This window comes from Ruminococcus sp. NK3A76 (assembly GCF_000686125.1).
Lineage (GTDB): Bacteria > Bacillota > Clostridia > Oscillospirales > Ruminococcaceae > NK3A76.
The window spans coordinates 2,277,314-2,300,575 of record NZ_JMMA01000002.1; the positions used below are offsets into that span (position 1 = coordinate 2,277,314).

The window sequence follows — 23,262 nt, forward strand, 5'->3', positions numbered from 1 at the left end:
TCGTTATATTGTATAATTATATTAGCTTAAACTAAAATATTATGAATTGGGGGGGATATGTATGGATCTGCGGACATCGCTCACGATAGCGCTGTCTTTGTTGTGATTGCACTGTGCATTTGTACAGTTGTAGCCAACAGGTCAAAAAAGCAATAGTTAAGCCTGTGGCAATGCTTGATCTTGCAATCATCCCGCCGCTAATCGGAAATCTCATTCTGATAAACTCAAACTTTGATAAGCTCTCAAAGATCGGCTACTATGTATACTTCATTGGCATGGATCTTATGGTGCTGGCGCTGATTGGCTTTGCAATGGCCTACTGCAAGGGTGCTAACGGCAGCCACAAGACCCCGAAGCTGATATATGTTCTGCTCGGCATCGACGTTTGTCAGGAGCTTTTAAACCCGTTTTTTTCACCACTCATTCGATGTCGAGAGTGTCACGGTCAATGGCGAGCCGTATTTCAGGCTTATACCCCACATAGGAGAGACCTTCCACAGAGTTGTGGATTACACTCACTATCCTTGTCGGCATAATACTTATCTTCACGGTGGTATCTGTTAAAACACCGAAGATATACAAGGAGCGCTACGTCGTTAGCCTTGTTACCATTGTGACCATGTCTGCGTGGGAGTCATTCTACATAATCACAAGAACGCCTGTTGACCGCTCGATGATAGGCTTCGGCCTTGCAGACGTGCTGACATTCTACTTCTCGATAATGTACAGGCCGCTGCGCTTTCTTGACAGAATGCTCTCGGATATCGCATCTGATATGCAGCAGTCACTCTTTGTGTTTGACCCGGACGGGCGGTGTATCTGGGCAAACGAGCAGGGCATGAAGCTCACCTGCACCGAAGCAAGGGAGCTTGACAGCATTCCCGAAAAGCTCACGGCGATATTCGGCGATATCATGACTGCTGAGGATACCACTTTTAACAAGACCACAGGCTCGGGAGACAGCGCCAAATACTTCACGCTGCAAAGGCGCATAATGACCGACTCAAAGCAGCCATATCAGAGAAGCAGCTACGCCTCTACCTCCAGCCTATAGCTGACAGGGACGGCAACATAGTCGGCGCTGAGGCTCTTGCAAGGTGGCAGCACCCGGTACACGGCTTTATGTCGCCGGCGAGCTTCATACCTGTGCTTGAAAAGAACGGCCTTATCATTGAGGTAGACAAGCATATGTGGCGCTGCGCCTACGAAACGTTTGCAGGGTGGGCTGACAATGACCTGTTCATATCAGTAAACATCTCGCCGAAGGATTTCTACTTCTCAGATGTTGTAAAGGACATCAAGGATCTCGTAAGCGAATACGGCATACCACCTCACAGGCTCAGGATAGAGATCACCAAGACTGTGATGATGAACAACGCCGAGGAAAGAATGGCCACCCTTGATGAACTCAGGGCTGCCGGCTTCATCGTTGAGATGGACGATTTCGGAAGCGGCTATTCATCGCTCAACCTGCTGAAGGAGATGCCTGTTGATGTGCTGAAGATAGATATGCGCTTCCTCTCTGTCAAGAAAAACAGAGACAGGGCACGCATAATCGTCAAGAACATAATCAGCCTCTCAGAGGAGCTTGGCATAGACTCGCTCACCGAGGGCGTTGAGACAGAGTATCAGTTTGAACAGCTCGCCGGGATGGGGTGCAGGCTGTTCCAGGGCTACTATTTTGCAAAGCCAATGCCGATAGAGGAATTTGAGAGCTTTGCATCAATTTAAGGTAAAAAAAACAAATACCGAGGACAGATAAAGAATGAGAAGAAAGATACGATCACATATTGAACTGACCCCAAAAAGTTAGACAAACTTTTCAAAGAAAACTTGTGCAAAGCGACTAAGAGAGATCTTGGTCGCTTTTGTCATGCAGCGTTGAGTCTGTATTCAACAGGTGACATTCCATCAAGCTTAAGCTTGATGCGCTTTGTGTTGTACCAAGCGATGTATGAATGTAGTTCTGAAATGAAGTGCTCAACAGATGAGAATTCCTGTAAGTAGAGAAGTTCTGTTTTCAGCAATCCAAAGAAGTTTTCTGCACAGGCGTTATCAAGACAGTTTCCCTTTCGTGACATGCTTTGTCTTATGCCTTTATCTTTGAGCATTTTCTGGTACTGCTTGTGCTGATACTGCCAGCCCTGATCTGAATGCAAAATGAGTCCGGTGTTTTCCGGTATCTTTGCAAATGCTTTATTCAACATATCGGTCACTTGATTCAAATTAGGGTGGTAACTCAGGTTGTAGGACACAACCTCTCCGTTGAAAAGATCGATGATGGGCGACAGATACAGCTTGACACCAAACAGAGCAAACTCTGTCACATCTGTGACCCATTTCTGATTTGGCTTATCCGCTTTAAAATCACGTTCCAGAAGATTTGGTGCTATTCTGCCGACTTCACCCCTGAATGAGTTGTATTTCTTCATGCGAACGCGGCAGAATATACCCATTTTACGCATTAATCGCTGAATTGTCTTGTGGTTTATCTTATGCGTTTTTCTCAGTTCTTTCGTTATCCTACGATAGCCATAGCGTCCTTTGCTTTCATCATATATCCTGCGGATCTCTTCCTTGATCGCTGCATATTTATCCGGTTTTGGATCATTGAGTTGCTTGCTGTAATAGTAATAGGTGCTGCGAGGGATACCGGCAACATCAATGAGCAGACCTATCTTGAATTCATGCCTCAGTTCCCAGATCACTTGTGCTTTTTCTCTTGCCGTACCCTTTCGGAAACCAAGGCATTCAATTTTTTTAAGTATGCATTCTCCGCACGAAGACGCTGAACCTCGGCTATGAGGTCTTCTTCGACTTCTTTTTTCAGTTTTGGAGGACGACCTGTTGATTTGCGCCCACGACGTTCAACATAAAATCCTTCTTTGCCTTCTTCAAGATAGATGCGCTCCCACTTCGCAACTGTCTTATCTCCTTGTGGAATGTCAAATTGTTTTGCAGTTTCCATATAACTTAATTTCTCGTTCTGCATTGTTTCAACCACTTTGATCTTAAATTCGGGTGTGTATCTCTTATTGGGTATTCCTTTAGGCATAAAAATGCCCCCCTTTCGTTAGATTCCTAATTGGTATGTTTCTATTATACCACATTGTCTAACAAAAGGGGAGCATTTCAAAGCAAAGTCAATCAGAGACAGTGGAAGAAAGCAGTTCAGAAACAGTAAAAGCTAAAGAAGATTCAGTTGCTGATACTTCCGAAGAAAGCAGCAAAGACTCCGAAATAGACGAAGATGATACGATTGTTGACACATCAGAAGAAACGTCTAAAAGTGAGGCGCTTGATGTTGAGCTTGTAGAAAGTGGCTATTGTTTGACAACGGATAATGATTATATAGAATATGGTGTTATAGTAAACAATCCGGATAAGAATAATTACTATGAGTTTTATATAATTATTGTAACACTATATGATAAAGATGGCAGCGTATTATCTACAGAAGACCAAACAATGGGCATTATTGCTCCCGGAGAACAACAGGCGTTTGGTTCATTTGTTGAAACAAATGGCGAAAAGCCCAAAAAGGTGGAAATTGAAATTGAGCCTGGTGATATAGTTACACCTTCCGATCATATTGAATCTTCTGAATTTGAGATAAGTGGCACTAGAATTAGAACTGATGAATTTGACGATATATAATTTACCGGAAAAATAAAAAACAACAGTAGTTTCGATTGCAGTTCAGCTGGTTTGACAATAATACTTAGAAAAGACGGAAAAATAGTTTGCGGTAGGACCTCCTATGTAGACGGTCTTAATTCCGGAAAAGAAAAAGCTTTCGATTTTGATGAATATGGTTTACCTGAGTATGATTCGTACGAAATGTATGCACATGATTGGATGTAATAGAATTATTCAGAAACATGGTTATCCCGCTGACACATCATCTTTAATAGCATATTTATATGAGCTATTTACAATGTCATTAAAGGTGGTGTGTTAAAGGGATAACCATTATTTTTTCTCCAACTGCAAAAATACAAAAATCCCCTCTCTCCCTCTTGACAAACGCAAAAAAATGATGTATAATACTTTTAGCACATAAAAGCATTAAAGCAATAATAACAAACCGTCGAGCAAGAGTAAGTAGTCATTGACCTTCCGTTCACAGAGAGCTGCCGCAGGCTGAAAGGCAGCATCGGGAACAGTGATGAATGGGCTTGTGAGGGTGACCGAAAGCCGCAGCAGCAGCAAGTAGCAGTCAACGGGTGTTCTGCCCCCGTTATCAATGCAGGCTCGTATGTCAGTACGGGCGCCGAGAGGGCGTTTATCGCCAGATTGGGTGGCACCGCAGGTTTAGTAATTACCCTGTCCCATGTTTTGATATGGGGCAGGTTTTTTTTATGGCAATACGCACAGCGGCTGTGCTGTGCAGGCTTATTCTTTACTGAAAGGAAGATGTAAACATGGAAAACAAGATACCCTACAAGATCTATCTCGACGAGAGCGAGCTGCCTAAGGCATGGTACAATGTCAGAGCTGATATGAAGACCAAGCCTGCTCCGCTTTTAAACCCCGGCACAGGCAAGCCGATGACTCTTGAAGAATTAAGCGTAGTGTTCTGCGAAGAGCTCGCCAAGCAGGAGCTTGACAACGACACGGCACTTATCCCGATACCTGAGGAGATATTAAGTTTCTATAAAATGTACCGCCCCTCGCCGCTGGTAAGGGCATACTTCTTGGAGAAGGCTCTCGGCACGCCTGCCAAGATATACTACAAATTCGAGGGCAACAACACCTCGGGCAGCCATAAGTTAAACAGCGCTATCGCTCAGGCTTACTACGCTAAAAAGCAGGGGCTCAAGGGCGTTACCACCGAGACAGGTGCAGGCCAGTGGGGCACTGCGCTGTCAATGGCGTGCGCTTACTTTGACCTCGACTGCAAGGTATACATGGTAAAGGTTTCCTACGAGCAGAAGCCTTTCAGGCGTGAAGTCATGAGAACATACGGCGCTTCCGTTACCCCCTCACCGTCTGATACTACAAAGGTAGGCCGTGAGATACTCGAAAAGTTCCCCGGCACAACAGGCTCGCTCGGCTGCGCTATATCCGAGGCAGTTGAAGCAGCTGTTTCGCAGGAGGGCTACAGATACGTCCTCGGCTCGGTTCTCTCTCAGGTACTGCTGCACCAGTCGGTAATAGGCCTTGAAACAATGGCAGCCTGCGACAAGTACGGAATAAAGCCTGACGTTATCATCGGCTGCGCCGGCGGCGGCTCCAACCTCGGCGGCCTTATCTCACCCTTCATGGGCAGAAAGCTCAGGGGCGAGGCTGACTACAAGTTCATCGCTGTTGAGCCGGCTTCCTGCCCGTCACTCACAAGGGGCAAGTACGCATACGACTTCTGCGACACAGGCATGGTTTGTCCTCTTGCAAAGATGTACACTCTCGGCAGCGGCTTTATCCCCTCACCCAACCACGCAGGCGGCCTGAGATATCACGGCATGAGCTCTGTGCTCTCCGAGCTGTATGATGAGGGTCTTATCGAAGCAAGAAGCGTTGAGCAGACATCTGTTTTCGAGGCAGCACAGTATTTTGCAAGAGTAGAAGGCACCCTGCCTGCACCCGAGAGCAGCCACGCTATCCGTGCAGCTATGGACGAGGCTATCAGGTGCAAGGAGACAGGCGAGGAGAAGACTATCCTATTTGGTCTTACAGGCACAGGCTATTTCGATATGGTGGCATATCAGAAGTTCAACGACGGCGAGATGAGCGATTATATCCCGTCTGACGAGGAAATAGCAAAGAGCCTTGCTAACCTCCCGAACTTAGGCTGATACTAATACTAAAAAGCATAACGGCATATCTGCAAGCTAAAAGCAGATATGCCGTTATTCTTATGTGAGGAGAAATATATCTCAGTTTATATGTCAAGCATTTTCTTTGCTCTTTCCGCTATAGCCTCAGGAGTGATGCCGAGCTGATCCAGCACCTCTGATGCGTTGTAGCGGTCATAGAAGAGCTTTTCAAGGCCAAGGCAGCTGACCTTCATGTCGCTGTCGCCGTAGAAAGCCGCAATCTTCTGGCCAAAGCCGCCGTCGAGCACGCCGTCTTCAAGGGTTATGACAGCGCTGTGCTCTGCTTTGAGAGATTCAAGCAGCTGTGTGTCAAGCCCGGTGATAAATCTTGGGTTTATAAGCGTAACATCTATGCCCTGCTCTTTTAAGAGCGCTGCTGCCTGCTCGCCTGTCTGGTAGAAGTCACCGAGGGCGATGATAGCCGCACCTCTCCCCTGCTGTGTTACCTCGAATTTGTTAAGCTCGCTGTAATCTGTCGGGTAAGCCTTGTCTGAATGCACCACGCCGTTGCAGGGAACTCTTATAGCTACCGGGTATCTGTTCTGTTCGAGTGCCCAGCCGGTCATTGCGAGGTATTCCTCAGCGCAGGTCGGGGCGAGATATACAAGCCCGGGGATATTTGATATCATGGGTATATCGTATATGCCTATATGCGTAACATCGCTCATGCCCCACACAGATGCCGAATACACAAGGAATGTGACAGCCGTGCCGTTTAAGCATACGTCCTGCATTATCTGGTCGTATGTCCTCTGCATGAATGTGCTGTTGACACCGAAGACAGGCTTGCCGCCGTTTCTGGCAATGCCCGATGCAAGAGCCGTCGCTGTCTCCTCAGCTATGCCCACATCGAAAAACTGCCCCTTAAACTGCTCACGCTTGTCCTCGGTAAAGCCCATAAGAGTAGGCGTAGCAGCGGTGATAGCGCACACCGAGCGGTCGTTTTTCATCTTTTCCATAAGGAACTCACAGGTGATCGAGCCGTAGCTCTCGCCGTCCCAGTTCCACTTGCCTTTGCCTGTTTCGGGGTCAAAGGGCATATGCCAGTGCCAGTCCTCACGGTCCTTTTCGGCTGGCTGCCAGCCCTTGCCCTTTTGTGTGACTATATGCACGGCAACAGGGCTCACGCTGTCCTTAACTGTTTTAAAAGCTTCTATCAGCTGCCCGATGTCGTTTCCGTCCTGCACGAACACATAGTCAAGCCCCATAGCTGTGAAAAGGTTCGTCTCGGCCTTTCCGCTGCCCTCACGCAGAGCTTTGAGATTTTTATACATTCCGCCGTGGTTCTCGGCTATCGACATATCGTTGTCGTTCACTACTATGATGAAGTTCGTGTTCATCTCACCTGCAAAGTCGATGCCTTCAAGCGCTTCTCCGCCGCTTAATGAGCCGTCGCCGATAACGGCTATGATATTCTCGCTGCCGCCTGTGAGGTCTCTGCCCTTGGCAAGGCCTGCTGCAAGGCTGACGGAGGTCGAGGTGTGGCCTACATTGAAGAAGTCATGCTCGCTCTCCTCGGGGTTGGTGTAGCCTGACACGTCGTTAAAGTGCGCCTCGTCAGTGTAGGCGAGCTTTCTGCCGGTGAGTATCTTGTGCGGATAGCACTGGTGCGAAACATCGAACACTATCTTGTCCTTCGGCGAGTCAAACACATAGTGCATGGCGATAGTCGCTTCGACAATACCGAAATTAGGCCCGAAATGGCCGCCGTGCTTTGAAAGGCGGTTGAGCATCGCATCACGGATATCCTGCGCAAGAGCCTTAAGCTCGTCTGTCGTCAGGCCTTTAAGGTCACGGGGGCTGTTTATCCTGTCAAGTATCTCGTACATATATCTTGTCCTCATTTCTGTAGCTGTGTTGAGTTTAAAGGTGTGTATCAGAGCCCTATAGAGCCTGTATATACGGGTATCTCGCTCTCGGCCTTGATCACTGCTTCTTCAAGGATCAGGCCGTAGAAATTGCCGGCTGAGAAGTTTCTTCCCGAGCGCTTGTCGTCTATGAATGCACCCACCACAACGCCCGGCAGCGAGCTTTCGGGGGCATTTGGTGCGTGCGCACCGCCGAGGTCTGTCCTGCACCAGCCGGGGTCAGTAATGTTTATGCATACATCTGTGCCGTTTACCTTTGAAGCGAGGTCCATAGTCACCTTGTCAAGCGCTGCCTTGCTTGCGCTGTAGCCTGCCTGCTCCGGTTCAAGTCGTATGCCGCTCGTGGTGTTTACTATACGGCCGAAGCCCTTCTTTTCCATTTTTTCAAGGAAGTGGTAGGTTATCATCATGGGGGCTATAGTGTTTATCTTAAAGCTCTGCTCATAGTCAGATGCAGGGGTCTTAAGATACTCTGTCCTGTAGGCGACCTGTATGCCTGCGTTGTTGAGCACGATATCTATATCGACACCGAGTGCGTCGATATCATCGAGCATCTTTTCTACCTGTACAAGGTCTGAAAACTCAGCGCCGACTGCATAAGCCTGCACACCGAGAGCCTTGACTTCTGCGAGCACCTTGTCGCAGTGCTCTGCCGTTCTTCCCTGCAAAACAAGGTTGCAGCCACGCTCTGCCATAAACTTGGCAGCGCCGTATCCTATCCCTCTTGCGGCACCTGTAATGAATGCCCAGCGTCCCTTTACATCAATCATTGTTCATAGTCTCCTTTGCTTTTTCCAATACTTCTATCACCCTGTCGCACCATTCGTCGAATTCCTTGTCTTCATTCTGGAACTCGGGGTGAGAGAGGATATTCCTGACCGTCATCTTGATGCCCTCCTCAGCGGATATCTCTGCTTTGAAATCCGGCACGAGACTCTTTAGTTTTGAGTTGTCAAATATCACCGTGTTTGATTTATCGCCGGTAAGACTTCCTGTGAAGTCATACTGCCTGCCCATATCTGCAAGCATCTGCGAGGAAACGTAGTATGGCTTCAGCTCCTTGCCGAGTGCTTGTGCGATAGCGCCGTATATCCTGTTCCAGCTGACGCTCTCATCAGTAGTTATGTGGAAAGCCTGGCCTATAGCCTTCGGATCGCCTATAAGCCCGACGTAGCCCTTTGCAAAGTCGCTGTTGTGGGTTATCGTCCAGAGTGACGAGCCGTCGCCGTGTATGATGACGGGCTTGCCCTCCATTATGCGCTTTACCACCTGCCAGCTGCCGCCGTTTCCGTGTACGCCGAGCGGCACGCTGCGCTCGTCGTAGGTGTGGCTCGGCCGCACTATTGTCACAGGGAAGCCGTCCTTCTCATAGCGCTCCATAAGATAATCCTCGCAGGCTTTCTTGTTGCGTGAATACTCCCAGTAGGGGTTTTCAAGAGGTGTTTCCTCGGTTATGATATGGCTCCTTGGCGGCTTCTGATATGCAGATGCCGAGCTGATATAGATAAACTGCTTTGTCTTGTCCTTAAAGAGCCTGTAGTCACGCTCAAGCTGCGACGGCACAAAGCCTATGAACTCGCCCACGCAGTCAAAGGTCATTCCTTCGAGCTTTTTAGCAACATCTGCCTCGTCGGAGATATCTGCGTTTATTACCCTTACATTCTCCGGCAGCTCGGACGTCCTGCTGCCACGGTTTAAAAGATAAAGCTCGTCGCCCCTTTTGGCAAGAAGCCTTGTTATCGCCATGCTGATAGTTCCAGTGCCGCCGACAAATAGAATTTTCATGTTGGTGTCCTCCTTAATGCTATTGAATCACACTGATTTTTAGTATCATAGCATATTTCAAAGAGACAATCAACGGTTTTTATGCATTATTAGAGATTTATTCTATTTTTGTGTCAAAAGCTCATACTTTTGGCTGCCTGCTTTTTATACGAAACTGCTTGGGCGTCTGCCCTCGGAGCTTTTTGAAGCTGCGTATGAAATGGCTCTCGTCTGAAAAGCCTGTGCGGCGGCTGATAAACGCAAGGTCGTGGTCGGTGAACAGCAGGTACTCCTCAGATTTGAATATCCTCATGCGCTCAATGTACTCCTTGCAGCTCATGCCGTACTGCTCACGGAATTTCGCCGCAAATCCCGAATAGCTCATATGGCACTTGGCGGCGATATCAGCCACACGGATATTCTCTTCCAGGCGGCTGTCGATATACTCGGCGATATTCTCGATACCGTATATCTCAGCCGGGCTGACAGGGCATTTATTCATGTTGAGCCCCGAGGCCGTCCACTGCCTTACTATGCCAAAGATAAGCCTGTATATCTGCGCTCTCAGCATGATATCACGCCCGTAGAGATACTGCTCTGTCTCGCTGACGCAGTCTGAGAATATCTCCCGGCTGTGCAGTGCCTGAGCTGTCTGTGTGCCGAAGTGTATCTGCATATCATTGCTCTGGGCGTACCTGAATATCGACGAGACTGACGGCGCATATGACGAGGTGTTAGGAAACCTTGCCGGGTCAAACTTTATGCCTGCAAAGACCACCTGCCCGTCATCTGCCGAGTAGATAGAATGCACCGACGAAGGGTAAAAGAGTATCAGCTCGCCCTCACTTACGGTATACGGTCTGCCGTCGCAGGAGATAGATGCCGTACCGCTGAGCACATATATAAACTCCGCAAAATAATGCCAGTGCGGCTTTACCGGGAATGGGTCTTTCTTTGTGTCAAAGACGAATGTCTCGACAGGCGAATTCAGGCTGTCCTGCTTTTCAAAGAGACTGCTCATGTATTCACATCCTTTCACGCAAAGCTGCTATAATAGATTTTTACAATTTTTAATATGATAACACAAAACACAGCAAATTGCAATAGCTGAAAACAAAAAAGCCTGCTACACATAATAAGTGCAGCAAGCTGTTATGATCATTCTATTCTTTCTTTGCTTCTTCCGGCTCAGGCTTTATGCGCTTTATAAACACCGGAATGAGCGAATATATCCTCGTAACGCCATACGATATCATAAGAGATACAAGCGCTATAACTATAACAGACCATACACCGCCGAATTTGAAGGGGTCATACCTCGTGACGGCGAATATGTATTTGAGCACTGCCATATGCAGAAGATATATGCCGAAGGAGCATCTTTCAAGCTCGCAGGCTATAGTATCAAGTATAGGTATCCTCTTATCACCCTTGCAGCCACTGAAAGCGCCGAAGATGCAGAAAGCCGTTACAACATATATCGGGCAGGAATAGCTGCCGAGCAGTGATGTGACCTCTTTTGACTTGGTGTCTATGCAGGCAGCGGTGAAATACACCGTAAATGCAAGACCGACTGATGCGGTAAACGCATAGTACCACGCAGGCAGCGTGAAATACTTATTATGCAGCATATACCCGCAAAACAGAAACAGCGGATAAACACTGTAAACGCAGATGTAAAACGCCGTCTGCGACCCTGTGACCGTCTCAACGAGAGGCCGCATCGACAAGAATGCAAAGAGTATCACGCACAGGTAGCAGACAAGGTTCTTGTCACTCTTTTCAGTCACGGCCTTATACACGGGCATCATAAGATAAAGCGCTATCATAAGATAGAGATACCACATATGCTTCCAGCCGGTGCCGAGGATAATGTTATCCCGGGTGTTTACAAAAAGTGCCCCCGTGACCTCTTTTTTGATGAGCTTTTCATCAAACAGCTCGAACAGGAAGGTGAACACTGCAAGCGCAAGCGCCATTTTAAGCACGAGCCTGCCGAACAGCTTTTTGTAGCTTAGCTTCCGCTCCGGGTCGAGCAGCAAAGCGCCTGTCGCCATTACAAAGCACGGCACCGCCCACATACAGCAGTTCCTGACAGAGAGCATGAGCATATGCTGTGTCTTGTCCTTTGCAAAGGCATCTGCGGCGTAGAAGGTGTGCAGCACCACTACAGCGATACACGCCAAAGCCTTTAGTCTGCTAAGGTAGAGTATCCTCCCCTTGCTTTGCTTACTCAAAAGAACAGCCCCTCGTCATCGCCTACGCAGCCGTCGTCAGGGCTCTGTGTCTGAGCCTCGGTCTCCTGGGCTGTTGTGGTGGTCGTTTCATCCGTTGTTGTGGTTGTTTCCTGAGTGGTAGTAGTTGTTGTTTCCTCTGTTGTAGTAGTCGTCTCGGTCTCAGTTTCAGTCTCAGAAGCCGTTGTAGTAGTCTCCTCAGTAGTTGTTGTCTCGGGTGCCTGAGTAGTCGTTGCCTCAGTCTCCTGACTGCTCTGTGTGCTGTCTGCCTGTGACGATGCTGCCGCAGCTGTTGCCTTTGAGCTGCTGTCAGACGAGCTGCCGTCTGTACCGCATGATGCAAGGCTCATTATTGCCGCTGCTAAAACAGCTGTAAGAATCATTTTTTTCATTGTCGTTCCCTCCGTTGATATCAGCCCTTAGTGGCTACATAACCGTACTTTGAATACATCCATGTGCCGTGTGTGCCGTAAACTATACAGAACCCGTTTCTGCCTGTCTCAGTGATGAAGTCGGGGTCGCAGATGTATGTAGTGCCGTTTAATGTGAGCTCTGTCCATGAATGAACGCTCGTACCTACTGCGCCGTGTACCTGTCTGCAATCATAGCCCATAGTCTTTGCCATTTCAGCAAACATAGCTGCCATGCAGAAGCAGTGGCCGTAGCCGTGCGAGAAGCCATAGTCTGCATACCATTCCATAGTCACGCTGCCGCTTCTCGGAAGTCCTGCGCCTATCCACGGAACGGCTGCCGCATAGCAGGCCTTTTTGATATCCCAGCCGCATACGTCAAGTCTTGCTGCTGCCTTCTGATACTTATATATCTTCTTTGCCTTGAACTTGCCGCCGCAGTTGACGCTGCCGTTTTTAACAAATGCCTTGACTGTGAGATAGCCGCCCTTTTTGCCCGAAAGGCCTGTGACTGTATAAGACCTTGCAGACGAGCTGAGCGTGGTTATCTTTTTCCATTTATCAGCCTTTTTCTGCTTGTAGTAAACCACATAGCTCGTTGCACCCTTGGTCTTCTTCCAGCTGAGCTTTGCCTTGCCCTTCTGAGTGGTAGCTATGCTGAAATCGACCTTTGCCGGAGCTGCCGTCACCTTTGTGTAGCAGCCTGTCTTTGATGTATATGTTTTACCGCCCTGTGTCCTGCAAGCCTTGACGCCGAACTTATACTTTGTGCCTGCTGTAAGGCCTGATATAGTTGCAGTGTTCGAGCTGACTGTTGTCTTGAGCACATACTTGCCTGTTGTGCTGTTGAGCATATACACCTTATAGCCTGCAGCGCCTGTTGTCTTTTTCCATGTGAGGGTCACAGAGCTCTCAGTTGCCGACTTTGCCTTAAGGCCTGTAACGTCTGCGAGTTTTATCGAAAAGCTCCTCTGAAGGCTTCCCTCGTAGTTGCCGATACCTGTTATGGTGACATAGGCTGTGCCTACTGCGTCGTTGTTCTTATATGTAAGCGTATAGTCTCTGTTCTTGACGAGCATCCTGCCGCCTGCCCTTACTGTGACAGTTGGGGTAACAGCATTTGCATTATACACAAAGCTGCTTGCCGAAAGAGTGACCTCAGCGCCTGTGAGAGATGCTTTCTTTATAGTAAAGCTCTTTTCCACCGAGCCTGTGAACCTGCCGATACCGACTATTCTTACAGCCGCATTTCCTGCGCTGTTGTTGTTTGAAAAGATGAGCTTGTAATCAACGCCCTCAGAAAGAGTATTGCCGCCGTAAAGCACAAGGATACCGGGCTTTTTGGAGCTGCCGTCGTATGTGAACTCTGCAGGCGAGAGCGTGATAGTCGCATTGCTTATATCCACAAGGTCAGTTATCTCGCATTCAAAGCCGTTTTCCTCAGCGTATTTCTTTGCAAGCGATGAATAGCCGCAGAGAATCTTTACACCCTCTGCCTTTACACCGTCTGCCACAAAGCCGGCCGAGCCCTTTTCGGGAGCTGTCTTGTCAGACTCAAACTTAATGCTCTTTATCCCTGTGCAGCCGTAGAATGCGCCGCCTGCAACAGCTGTAACGGGCTTTTCGTCGATAGATGCAGGTATGACCACATCAGTCGTCGTGCCGTTAAACTTTACGATAGTCACATTCCCGTTCTCATCGAGCGAATACTCAAAATCGCCGTAAACGAGTGCTTCGTCCTCTGCATAAGCCTTGATAAGGCCTGCACCGCTGTCCGTGCCGCTTACAGCGCCTGCACCGAAAACGCCAAGAACTGCCGCAAAGCAAGCCACAGCCAATGCTTTTTTCATAAAAGATCCTTCCTTCCGTTAATTGATATACTTAATTCAACACCAAATTTTGTTATAGCACAGCCATTCTTATTTGTCAATCAAATGGCTTATTTTCGGCGGTTTTTCCAATTATTTAGGGGTATATGGCGGCGCTATTATTAAAGGTTATATGTGACAATTGACATATATGATGATATTGCGTATTGACAGCCGGGCTTGACGAGACGATATCCGACGGCAGCTGGGAAAAACTCGAAGAACAGGCAAGAGAGAACGAGCAGCTGAGTTTACAGCTCGTCGTGCCTAAAGCTTATCTTGAAAGCGAGATAGGCAAGCTCAAAGAGCTTGGGCTATTAAGCGAGAAAAACGGCCTTTATCAGAGCGACATAGTGATACTCACAAAGAATTCGGCAGACGCAAGGCACAAGGCAAATGAAGACCGCTTAAAAGAAAGTGCCGCCTACATCAAGGCAGCATTTACAAGATGCTCGATAAGATGCTCGATGAATTTAAAGGCGTGGGCTTTTACGGGTGCGATATGCCGCTCAATTTCCTGAAGTGGCTGATACTCACAAGGCTTTTAAAGCTCGGATACCGATATTTTGGGCAACACCGCACGACCATTGTGTGTCAGTATGCGGTTGTTCAGCTTTGCTGAACACTCCGAATTTTCGTCAGAATGCCCATTTTTGCCGCAGTTTTACTGGCGTAAAACAAGGTGAAATTGGGTATTATGACGGAAATTCGGCAAGCAGATGGCACACAAAGGCCAGAGCCGGTGGTCGTGCGGTGTTGCCTTTGAGGAAGATGTCGTAGGCGAGCTGCCCGAAGACGAGACAGTGCGCAGATTTCTCACAGAAAAAGACCCGGCAGGCGACCTTTATCTGCCGTTCATGGGCACATCGGCCTCAGACCACGGAACGATAGAATATCACTGGGTAAAGATAAACACACCCGATGCCATGAGGCAGAAGATCGGCCGCTCAGGGTCTTGGATACATTCTCAGGCAGAGGTGAATATGCTTATCGGCCTTGCGAACAGGCAGCCGGAAACTGCATTGAAAAGATGCTCTGCACCGAGCTTATAGAAAGCGGTGCTGCACAAAATCCGGGCAGCAGTATAGTGCTTAACTACCCCTGCTTTACAAAAGCTCAGGCAAAGGCAGCGGCTGATATCCTTGAACCTTTTGCACAAAAGCTCTGCGAGCAGGCATAGGGGCGCTTAGCATCTGCAAAGCAGGCCACAGCCGAGCATCTGCCCGAGCGCTTTATAAAGTACATAGACGACATGGCGATGATGTATATGTATGACGAGGTGGGCGTTTTCACTCGCCTGCTCATCGAGGAGGGCTGGCTCGTTCCCTGCACAGGGGGAATGAACCCTGCAAATATCATAGTCACCGAATAACAAAAACACTCCCGTTCCGTAATGGAGCGGGAGCTTTTTGCTGTATACTGTTTTATCAGAGAATGTCTACCATCTCGCCTGCAAGTGCCTTGTTCATGCTTCTTACAGCACAGAACTTACCGCACATCGAGCAGGTGTCGTCATGCTCGGGGGCACGGCTGTCACGGATAGCCTTTGCAGTTTCGGGGTCAATAGAACACTCCCACTGCTTGTCCCATTCAAAGTTGCGCCTTGCGTCGGCCATTTTGTCGTCGATATCTCTTGCGTGGGGGATATGCTTTGCAATGTCGGCTGCGTGAGCTGCTATCTTAGATGCGATTATGCCCTGCTTTACGTCGTCAACATTCGGCAGTGCAAGGTGCTCGGCCGGGGTAACGTAGCAGAGGAATGCAGCGCCTGCTGATGCTGCTATCGCACCGCCTATGGCAGATGTGATGTGGTCGTAGCCGGGAGCGATATCAGTAACGAGCGGCCCGAGAACATAGAAAGGCGCACCCGAGCAGATAGTCTGCTGTATCTTCATGTTAGCCTCTATCTGGTCAAGCGGCATATGGCCGGGGCCTTCTATCATTACCTGAACGTCCTTTGCCCACGCACGCTTTGTAAGCTCGCCGAGACGCACAAGCTCCTCTATCTGGCATACGTCGCTCGCATCGGCAAGGCAGCCGGGGCGGCAGGCATCGCCAAGAGATATAGTCACGTCATACTCACGGCAGATGTCAAGTATCTCATCGAAGTATTCATAGAACGGGTTCTCCTCGCCTGTCATGCTCATCCATGCAAAGATAAGCGAGCCGCCACGGGATACGATGTTCATCTTGCGCTTGTGCTTCTTTATCTGCTCGATAGTCTTTCTTGTTATGCCGCAGTGAAGGGTAACAAAGTCAACACCGTCCTCTGCGTGGAGCCTTACAACGTCGATAAGGTCCTTTGCTGTGAGTGTTGCAAGGTCACGCTGATAGTGTATAACGCTGTCGTAAACCGGCACTGTGCCTATCATAGCCTTGCACTCACTTGTGAGCTTGCGGCGGAATGGCTGTGTGTTGCCGTGCGACGAGAGATCCATGATAGCCTCGGCACCCATATCAACGGCAGCGTTTACCTTCTGCATCTCGATATCGTAATCCTTGCAGTCTCTTGAAACGCCGAGGTTTACGTTTATCTTTGTGCGCAGCATCGAGCCTACGCCCTCAGGGTCGATACAGGTGTGCAGCTTGTTAGCGCATATAGCCACCTGACCTTTAGCAACGAGGTCTCTTATCTCCTCCTCGGTGCGGTATTCCTTCTTTGCTACTATCTTCATTTCGGGGGTGATGATGCCTCTCTTTGCAGCATCCATCTGTGTGGTATAATTTCTCATGACATTTTTCCTTTCAGCATTTTTCTTCCGAAAACCTTGAACGCAGGTCAAACGAGTGCGCCATAGGCCCTGAGCCTTGTCCTAAGTCGAGCTGTGCCGCAAGAGCGCCCGAGATATACTCCTTGGCTCTTTGCACCGACTCACTCAGGTCAAACCCCTTTGCGAGATCTGATGCTATAGCGCTTGACAGCGTGCAGCCTGTGCCGTGGGTGTTGGGATTGTCGATGCGCCTGCCCTCGAACCACTCAAAGCCCTTGTCCGAGCAGAGCAGGTCGCTTGCATCGCTGACACTGTGGCCGCCCTTGAGCAGCACAGCGCACCCATAGCGTGAAGCTATAGTTTCAGCTGCCTTCTGCATATCGTTTCTGTCCTTTATATCCAAGCCCGAAAGCACCTGTGCTTCGGGAATGTTCGGTGTTACCAATGCTGCGAGGGGGAAAATCCTCTCGGTCAGTGCCTGCACAGCGTCGGTCTTTATAAGAGCCGAGCCGCTTGTTGCGACCATTACCGGGTCTGCGACTATGTTTCTGGCGTTATACTTCTTCAGCCTGTCTGCTATTACCTCTATCAGCTGTGTCGATGCCACCATGCCTATCTTCACCGCATCAGGGAAGATATCTTCAAACACGGCATCGAGCTGTTGCTCTAAAAACTCAGGCGTCACCTCAGATATCGCACGAACGCCCGTGGTGTTCTGAGCCGTGAGCGCTGTTATTGCACTCATAGCATAAACGCCGTTCATCGTCATAGTTTTTATATCAGCCTGAATCCCTGCACCGCCGCAGGAATCACTTCCGGCTATCGTCAATGCTGTTTTCATAAGTGTTCTCCTAATTTTCAAAAGCCCAGCTTGTCATTAACTGCCTGCGAAAGCTCCTCTACCGCCTGCTTGGGGTCGTCAGCTTTCATTATCGCACTTACAGCGCACACGCCTGCTATGCCTATGCCCTTTAAGACATCTATATTGTCCTTGTTGAGGCCGCCGATAGCGTTAACGGGTATCGGCACTGTCTTGCATATCTTATCGAGCATCTCAGTTGATGTGAGCACTGTCTTGACCTTTGTTGTGGTAGGATATATTGCCCCGACGCCGAGGTAATCTGCCCCCTGCTCATATGCTTCTTTCGCCTGCTCGACAGTCTTGGCGGTCGCACCTATTATAAAGTCATCGCCGAGTATCTCACGGGCTGTCTTTATCGGCATATCGCTCTGTCCTAAGTGAACGCCCTCGGCCTTTGCGGCGAGTGCTACGTCTATCCTGTCGTCTATGATGAGCGGCACACCAAACTCCTTTGTCAGTGCGTGTACCTTCTCTGCAAGGGCGATATACTCCCTTGTCGTGCGCTCCTTCTCACGAAGCTGTATCAGGCTCACACCGCCTTCGAGAGCTGCCCTTACACGGGAAAGAAACTCCTCCTCGGTGTACATAGTGCTGTCGGTTATAAAATATATCCTTGTGTCAAGCTGTTTCACACTTATTCCTCCAAAAATGAAATACGCTTTACTGTGCGGCTCTGCGCTCTATGTCTGCAAGCGCCGCTATCTGCTCGTCTGTCACTGTCGAGAGTGCATCGAGCAGGTAAACACCGAAAGTCCCCGAGCCCTTGTCAGTCTCAGAAAGCTGGCCGCATATGCCGAACACTGCCGCTGCGGCAACTGCTGCATCAAAAGCTGCTGCCTTTGACAGATACGCCGCACACAGCGCCCCCTGCATACAGCCTGTGCCCGTTATCGTGCCAAGCTGAGGGGTGCCGTTATGTATAAGGGCGATATCCTGCCCGTCTGTTACTATATCTGTGCTGCCGCTTGCTATGACTACCGAGCCTGTGCTCCTTGCAAGGCTTACAGCGGCAAGCGCTGCATCATCGGCTGTGAGTGCTAAGTCAGCATCGACCCCGGACGACGAATAGCCCTCTCTTAGCAAAGCGACGACCTCTGAGTAATTGCCCTTTACCACAGAGGGCGTGTACTTACCGGTAAGCTCCAGCGCATAGCTCCGCCTTGTTGCAAGGCAGGCCGCACCGCACACGTCGAGCACGAACGGAATTCCCTTTGTACTTGCTTCCCTTGCGCTTATCATCATCGACTGCTTGCGAACATCGGTGATATTGCCGAGATTGAGCATCACCGCACCTGCCGTGCCTGTGATGACTGCTGCCTCCTCCGGGTGCTCTGCCATGATCGGGCGTGCCCCTGTCGAGAGGATAACGTTAGCACAGGGATTTATGGATATCGGGTTTGTTATACAGTGAACGAGCGGTCTTTCATTTCTGACACCGGCTCGTATGTCACTTATCAGCTCCAAGCCTTTCCCCTCCGGTCTTTTTGACTGTAAAAACTAAAAGCGCTGCGACTGCAAAGGCCGCCGCAAAGCCATAGGCTACATACGATGTCGTCTTTGCACTAAGCTCTAAAACTCCGCCCAGCACCTTGACGACGATAAAGGATACCGCACCGAATGCCGCTATTGTCAGCGCTGTAGTGAGCGGGCTGCTGTTGTCGGCATACACAGGCGAGCCAAGGCGCTTCTGCATATTTGCAAGAGTGCCGTTGTCAGCGAGCTTTCTAAGGAAGATATACGCTATGCTTCCTCCGATAAGCGTTCCTGCAATGAACGACGGGATATAGAATACCCAGCCCAAGCCGTCACGCCCCCAGATGAACTTCATCACAGGGTAGGACACGACAGCACCTATCAGGCCTGTTCCGATTATCTCGCCGAGCACGGCAAAGAGCAGCTTGCCCTTTGAAAGACGGTAGAACACTCCAGAAAGGAATGCCCCGAACACCGCACCTGTAAGTGCCAGCGGCGGTATGCCCATAAGGGTCATTCTTATTATTCCTATCAGTGTGGCGCAAAGCAGAGAATACCACGGCCCGAGAAGTACCGAGCACACGATATTGATAAGATGCGCCATAGGGCACATACCCTCTACACGAAGTATAGGCGAAATAACCACGCCGAGTGCAACGAGCATAGAGAGCACGACCATTTTCATGATGCTTTCTTGTTTTTTCATCTTGAATTCCTCTTTTCGCTTATGGCAATACTGTACAATGGTCATGCAGTATCGCCTTGATTTGCGGTCGCAGGTCATTTCCTGCCTCTCACCCCGAAACACGGGTTCCCATCGCAAAAATACAAGACACAAGGCGCTCCCCTTCTATCCGCCCGAATCATCGGGATATCCTTTCGCCACTTCCTTTCATTATCAACATAAAAACAGAGGCTCCCAAAACGGAAGACCTCAGCAAATGCACATAATGACAAAACGCATCATAAAGCACCTACGTCGGCATTATCCGAATCAGGTTTCAGGTCGAAGCATAGCTTTGCTTCCTCTCAGCCTATTCAAAGCTCCCTTTTTATCTCTGCAAGATAATGATACCACTAATACGCCGCTTTGTCAATAGCCGCACAGAAGATAAGTCTTAATTTATTCTGAATTCTCAATTTTGCAGCAAATATCCGCCCGGCACTTGAAATTTAAGAGAATTTATGATATAATTAACGGAAAGATACTAAAAACAACTGGTGAGAAGCATGGAATACAGAGTAAACAACCTATTATACGCCGCAGGCAGTGACCTGCACAACACGATAAGAACGCACATTGAGCTCACAGAGCCGGTGGACGCAGAAGCGCTGAGAGAAGCTGCCGGCCTGGCTATCAAAAGATACCCGTATTTTTCAGTCAGGCTGGTGCGCAGGGGCGAGAGCTATGTTCTGGAGCATGACCCCAGCCCGCTTGTCATAAGCCACGGCAGCAGAGCCATTCCCCTCGGCGGTGAGGAAAGCGGCGGACATCTTTTCGCCATAGCATATGAGGGCAGCAGGATATACATTGACACATCGCATTTCCTGACAGACGGCAACGGCAAGTTTCCTTTTATAAAGACGCTGCTTTATAGCTATCTGCACATACTTCACCCGGAGGATGAGTTTGACACCTCAGGGATCAACCTGCCTGACAGCGAGATAGCTGAGGCCGAGGCTGAGGACTACCCCTTCCCTGACGAGCCTGTGGATACAGCTCCGCTCGGGATAAACGACAGGGAGGAGAAGATATTCACGCTCGATGACCAGCCGGCAGGCTATGAGAGCCGTGACAAATGGACCTGCTTTTGCTTCAAGATCAAGCAGAAGGACATGATGAGGTTTGCTTCAAGCGTTGACGGAAGCCCGGCATCGTTCATAGCCTCGATAATGTACCGTGCCATATCCGAGCTGCACCCTGATACTGAGCTGCCGATAGTATGCGGTATGCAGCACCAGTACAGAAAGGCTCTCGGCAAGCCGTTGAGCCATATGTGCCATGTAAACATAGTGCCTATCACCTACACAAACAGAATGCGAAACAGAGATATCGAGCTGCTAAACACTATGGCACGAGGCACAATAATCGTCAGGGCTGATGATGACAACGACAAGCTGAGCATCAATGCGCACATAGCAAACGAGAAAAAGCTCGGCACGCTCTCGCTCAAAGAAAAGCATAAGCACATGAAGGCATTTCTTACAGACAGCATCGGACAGAACACCTTTGAGGTGAGCTACACCGGGCGTGTGCCTTTTTGCGGACTTGACAAGTACATCGAGAGCTTTTATCCGTTTCTTGACATGAGTCTTAGCGGCGGAATATCGGTCGAGATATTCTCGCTGCGTGACATCTTCTGCATAAACATAATGCAGCGAAACGATGACCCCAGGTATGCCGAGCACTTTGCAAACCAGCTAAGGCTTAACGACATAGGCTGCGAATGCGAAAAGCCCTGGCATTTTGAGATAAGCGACTTTGTTCTTCCACAGTAAAATACTCCGGGCGGCACCCATTTTTTCTGGGATACCGCCCGGTTTTATTTATGCATTAGCTTTATCAGTGAGCGCTTTTTTCTCCTGCGAAGGCGGTGTGCCGTCCTTGCCGGTGCCGCATATCTTGCAGAACTTCCCCGTCTGCTCGCTGCCGCAGCCTTTGCACACCCATGTCTTTGTGATGCTGCCGCTGTCGGCTATGCGCTTTTTAGCCTTGATGATTCGTGGGTGATCCTCAAGCGCCGGGTAGAGCTCCCTTAAGGTAAGCGACTCGACCTTGATATACCGCCTCATGTTTTCAAGGCTGCCGACTGCTTCTTTCATCATATCGCAAAGCTCGGCCTGATGCCTTATTATCTCATCATAGGAGCAGCCGTTCCTTGCGAGTGTGTTAAGGCCTTCGCTGAGTATCTTTTCAAACGCCTTATCTGTGGCAGCTATCAGCCTGTCATCAAGCTCACCCGAATAGCCCACATAAGCCCTGACAGTGAGCTTAAGGCCAAGACTCAGCTTTTTGTCAAAGTATTCTGCACCGTCGAGCGCTATAATGCTTCTGTGCTCGCTCATAAAGATCACTGTCCCTCCGTGTTGCTGCCGCAGTTAGGGCAGAATTTCATTTTCATAAGCTCGGCCGGGAATTCAAAGCCGCAGCTTTTGCACACCTTCTTTTCAGGCCTGCTCTTACCGCAGTTGGGGCAAAAGCGCATGGTGTTGGTCATGCCGCATTCGCAGACCCATTCCTCGCCGGCAGATGCCGCCTTGGGCTTTGGTTCTTCCTTCATCAGCTCGTTGACATTGACGCCGCCTGCATTCTGCGCAAACCCCATGCCCATAAAGCCTGTCACAGCGCCTGCGGTGTTCTCTGCGGCGGATTCCATAGCGTTTGCTTGAGCAGCGCCTACCCTTGCGCCGAGCATCGACTTGTCCTTCGAGTACGCCCTGCTCTCCTGCAGGTCTCTTATCTTGTCTATGCTTGCATCGTCCGGCAGAATGCTTGTCAGGGCTATCGACATTATCTCGATGCCACGCCCCTCTTTCCACAGCTTTGCCGTCTTCTCACGGAGGATATCTGTAAGCTCCTTGGTCTTCGATGGCAGCTCGTCGTAGCGCACACCTGATTTTGCAAGCTCGCCGAGCGCCGGCAGGATAGCGTCTCTTAGCTCGGCCTTTATCTGCGGCTCGAGCAGCTTTTTCTCATAGCGCTCTGCCACGTTGCCGCTGACTGATGTGTAGAAGGTTATCGGGTCGGTTATCATAAAGGAGAACACGCCGTACCCCTGCACGGTTATAGTCAGGTCAAACTCGCTGTCACGGTAGGGCACGTTGCCAAAGCCGAAGCGTGTGTTCATTATCTCCTTGGTGTTTACAAAGTATGCACGCTGATCCTTGCCTGCGATACCGCCGAATGCAAAACGCTTTTTCATCTGCTCAAAGGCTGCATCGAGCGCATCGCCGAAATCGCCTGTGAAAGCTGACGGCTCGGTGTCAAAGCTGTATTCATAACCCCCCTGCTCGGCAGTGAAGTCAACTATACGCCCGTCCTCGACGATAATGAGCATCTGCCCGGCATTAACGGCTATGCGGCTGAACTGCGTGATAACATTATCGTCCTTGTTCGCACCGCCGCCGGAGCTTTTGGCGTGGCCTTTCTGTATCAGCACATCGCTGCTCATAGCGTCACAGTATATATAGTCCTCCCATATATCGCCGATATATGAGAATGCGCTCTGTGTAAATGCTTTTATAAGTCCCATCTT

24 protein-coding genes, 1 pseudogene and 1 riboswitch are annotated in these 23,262 nt (G+C 49.5%); of the genes and pseudogenes, 8 read left to right on the forward strand and 17 right to left on the reverse strand.

The window, feature by feature from the left end:
• Positions 1 to 502 precede the first annotated feature (502 nt).
• Together CD05_RS0110545 and CD05_RS18325 are read left to right on the forward strand one after the other, a co-directional pair.
• A complete protein-coding gene (locus CD05_RS0110545) occupies positions 503 to 1,054 on the forward strand; it encodes a hypothetical protein (RefSeq protein ID WP_028510464.1) in 552 nt (183 codons plus the stop codon).
• Complete coding sequence (locus CD05_RS18325; protein WP_242841296.1) at positions 1,051 to 1,731, forward strand: EAL domain-containing protein; 681 nt, start codon at positions 1,051 to 1,053, stop codon at positions 1,729 to 1,731. Before CD05_RS0110545 ends, CD05_RS18325 begins: the two co-directional genes overlap by 4 nt.
• Positions 1,732 to 1,871: 140 nt before the next feature.
• On the opposite strand, the gene CD05_RS0110555 is transcribed toward CD05_RS18325, so the two are convergent.
• Both CD05_RS0110555 and CD05_RS0110560 read right to left on the reverse strand, forming a co-directional pair.
• On the reverse strand, positions 1,872 to 2,708 hold the full coding sequence (locus CD05_RS0110555; protein WP_028510465.1) for an IS3 family transposase: 837 nt from the start codon (positions 2,706 to 2,708) through the stop codon (positions 1,872 to 1,874).
• Positions 2,705 to 3,055: a helix-turn-helix domain-containing protein gene (locus tag CD05_RS0110560; protein WP_028510466.1), complete on the reverse strand. Its 351-nt coding sequence runs from the start codon at positions 3,053 to 3,055 to the stop codon at positions 2,705 to 2,707. The genes CD05_RS0110555 and CD05_RS0110560 overlap by 4 nt, the downstream gene beginning before the upstream one ends.
• A 101-nt stretch (positions 3,056 to 3,156) precedes the next feature.
• Between CD05_RS0110560 and CD05_RS0110565 the strand changes: the two genes are divergently transcribed.
• The 3 genes from CD05_RS0110565 to CD05_RS0110570 all read left to right on the forward strand — a co-directional run bounded on the left by CD05_RS0110565 (position 3,157) and on the right by CD05_RS0110570 (position 5,795).
• On the forward strand, positions 3,157 to 3,657 hold the full coding sequence (locus tag CD05_RS0110565; RefSeq protein ID WP_028510467.1) for a hypothetical protein: 501 nt from the start codon (positions 3,157 to 3,159) through the stop codon (positions 3,655 to 3,657).
• A 51-nt stretch (positions 3,658 to 3,708) separates the two neighbouring features.
• Positions 3,709 to 3,864, forward strand: coding sequence for a hypothetical protein (locus tag CD05_RS20915; RefSeq protein WP_198021595.1), 156 nt, complete (start codon positions 3,709 to 3,711; stop codon positions 3,862 to 3,864).
• Between the two features lie 560 nt (positions 3,865 to 4,424).
• The gene (locus tag CD05_RS0110570; RefSeq protein WP_028510468.1) at positions 4,425 to 5,795 is read left to right on the forward strand and encodes a TrpB-like pyridoxal phosphate-dependent enzyme; all 1,371 of its coding nucleotides are present in this window, start codon (positions 4,425 to 4,427) and stop codon (positions 5,793 to 5,795) included.
• 86 nt (positions 5,796 to 5,881) lie between these two features.
• Here CD05_RS0110570 and CD05_RS0110575 read toward each other — a convergent pair whose 3' ends face one another.
• The 7 genes from CD05_RS0110575 to CD05_RS0110605 all read right to left on the reverse strand — a co-directional run bounded on the left by CD05_RS0110575 (position 5,882) and on the right by CD05_RS0110605 (position 13,942).
• Positions 5,882 to 7,645, reverse strand: coding sequence for a 1-deoxy-D-xylulose-5-phosphate synthase (locus CD05_RS0110575; RefSeq protein ID WP_028510469.1), 1,764 nt, complete (start codon positions 7,643 to 7,645; stop codon positions 5,882 to 5,884).
• Positions 7,646 to 7,692: 47 nt separating this feature from the next.
• A complete protein-coding gene (locus CD05_RS0110580) occupies positions 7,693 to 8,454 on the reverse strand; it encodes an SDR family oxidoreductase (protein WP_028510470.1) in 762 nt (253 codons plus the stop codon).
• Positions 8,447 to 9,469, reverse strand: coding sequence for an SDR family oxidoreductase (locus tag CD05_RS0110585; RefSeq protein WP_028510471.1), 1,023 nt, complete (start codon positions 9,467 to 9,469; stop codon positions 8,447 to 8,449). The genes CD05_RS0110580 and CD05_RS0110585 overlap by 8 nt, the downstream gene beginning before the upstream one ends.
• A 121-nt stretch (positions 9,470 to 9,590) precedes the next feature.
• Positions 9,591 to 10,469, reverse strand: a complete 879-nt coding sequence (locus CD05_RS0110590) for an AraC family transcriptional regulator (protein WP_028510472.1) — start codon at positions 10,467 to 10,469, stop codon at positions 9,591 to 9,593.
• Between the two features lie 142 nt (positions 10,470 to 10,611).
• Positions 10,612 to 11,685 carry an acyltransferase gene (locus CD05_RS0110595; RefSeq protein WP_028510473.1) on the reverse strand — a complete coding sequence of 358 codons (1,074 nt, stop codon included), beginning with the start codon at positions 11,683 to 11,685 and terminating at the stop codon, positions 10,612 to 10,614.
• Complete coding sequence (locus CD05_RS19815) at positions 11,682 to 12,074, reverse strand: hypothetical protein (protein WP_028510474.1); 393 nt, start codon at positions 12,072 to 12,074, stop codon at positions 11,682 to 11,684. The genes CD05_RS0110595 and CD05_RS19815 overlap by 4 nt, the downstream gene beginning before the upstream one ends.
• A 20-nt stretch (positions 12,075 to 12,094) precedes the next feature.
• Complete coding sequence (locus CD05_RS0110605; protein ID WP_028510475.1) at positions 12,095 to 13,942, reverse strand: fibronectin type III domain-containing protein; 1,848 nt, start codon at positions 13,940 to 13,942, stop codon at positions 12,095 to 12,097.
• Positions 13,943 to 14,127: 185 nt separating this feature from the next.
• Between CD05_RS0110605 and CD05_RS0110610 the strand changes: the two genes are divergently transcribed.
• Both CD05_RS0110610 and CD05_RS0110615 read left to right on the forward strand, forming a co-directional pair.
• Positions 14,128 to 14,481, forward strand: coding sequence for a hypothetical protein (locus CD05_RS0110610; protein WP_028510476.1), 354 nt, complete (start codon positions 14,128 to 14,130; stop codon positions 14,479 to 14,481).
• A gap of 198 nt (positions 14,482 to 14,679) precedes the next feature.
• Positions 14,680 to 15,012, forward strand: coding sequence for a hypothetical protein (locus tag CD05_RS0110615; protein WP_028510477.1), 333 nt, complete (start codon positions 14,680 to 14,682; stop codon positions 15,010 to 15,012).
• A gap of 64 nt (positions 15,013 to 15,076) precedes the next feature.
• Here the strand turns inward: CD05_RS0110615 and CD05_RS20645 are convergent, their stop codons facing one another.
• From CD05_RS20645 to thiW, 6 genes and pseudogenes are all read right to left on the reverse strand, one after another.
• Positions 15,077 to 15,325: a hypothetical protein gene (locus CD05_RS20645; protein WP_156947439.1), complete on the reverse strand. Its 249-nt coding sequence runs from the start codon at positions 15,323 to 15,325 to the stop codon at positions 15,077 to 15,079.
• 62 nt (positions 15,326 to 15,387) lie between these two features.
• Complete coding sequence (thiC, locus tag CD05_RS0110630) at positions 15,388 to 16,692, reverse strand: phosphomethylpyrimidine synthase ThiC (protein ID WP_028510478.1); 1,305 nt, start codon at positions 16,690 to 16,692, stop codon at positions 15,388 to 15,390.
• Positions 16,693 to 16,705: 13 nt separating this feature from the next.
• On the reverse strand, positions 16,706 to 17,512 hold the full coding sequence (gene thiD / locus CD05_RS0110635; RefSeq protein WP_028510479.1) for a bifunctional hydroxymethylpyrimidine kinase/phosphomethylpyrimidine kinase: 807 nt from the start codon (positions 17,510 to 17,512) through the stop codon (positions 16,706 to 16,708).
• Positions 17,513 to 17,529: 17 nt separating this feature from the next.
• Positions 17,530 to 18,165, reverse strand: coding sequence for a thiamine phosphate synthase (thiE, locus tag CD05_RS0110640; RefSeq protein ID WP_028510480.1), 636 nt, complete (start codon positions 18,163 to 18,165; stop codon positions 17,530 to 17,532).
• A 28-nt stretch (positions 18,166 to 18,193) separates the two neighbouring features.
• Complete coding sequence (gene thiM / locus CD05_RS0110645) at positions 18,194 to 18,997, reverse strand: hydroxyethylthiazole kinase (protein ID WP_028510481.1); 804 nt, start codon at positions 18,995 to 18,997, stop codon at positions 18,194 to 18,196.
• A gap of 199 nt (positions 18,998 to 19,196) precedes the next feature.
• Positions 19,197 to 19,712: pseudogene (thiW, locus tag CD05_RS0110650) on the reverse strand (energy coupling factor transporter S component ThiW); the annotation flags it as partial.
• Positions 19,713 to 19,959: 247 nt separating this feature from the next.
• Positions 19,960 to 20,067, reverse strand: a riboswitch (TPP riboswitch).
• Positions 20,068 to 20,236: 169 nt separating this feature from the next.
• On the opposite strand from thiW, the gene CD05_RS0110655 reads away from it, so the two are divergent.
• Positions 20,237 to 21,505, forward strand: a complete 1,269-nt coding sequence (locus CD05_RS0110655) for a hypothetical protein (RefSeq protein WP_028510483.1) — start codon at positions 20,237 to 20,239, stop codon at positions 21,503 to 21,505.
• A gap of 48 nt (positions 21,506 to 21,553) precedes the next feature.
• Here the strand turns inward: CD05_RS0110655 and CD05_RS0110660 are convergent, their stop codons facing one another.
• The gene (locus CD05_RS0110660; protein WP_156947441.1) at positions 21,554 to 22,072 is read right to left on the reverse strand and encodes a hypothetical protein; all 519 of its coding nucleotides are present in this window, start codon (positions 22,070 to 22,072) and stop codon (positions 21,554 to 21,556) included.
• Between the two features lie 5 nt (positions 22,073 to 22,077).
• The gene (locus CD05_RS18335) at positions 22,078 to 23,259 is read right to left on the reverse strand and encodes an SPFH domain-containing protein (RefSeq protein WP_051588953.1); all 1,182 of its coding nucleotides are present in this window, start codon (positions 23,257 to 23,259) and stop codon (positions 22,078 to 22,080) included.
• Positions 23,260 to 23,262: the final 3 nt, after the last annotated feature.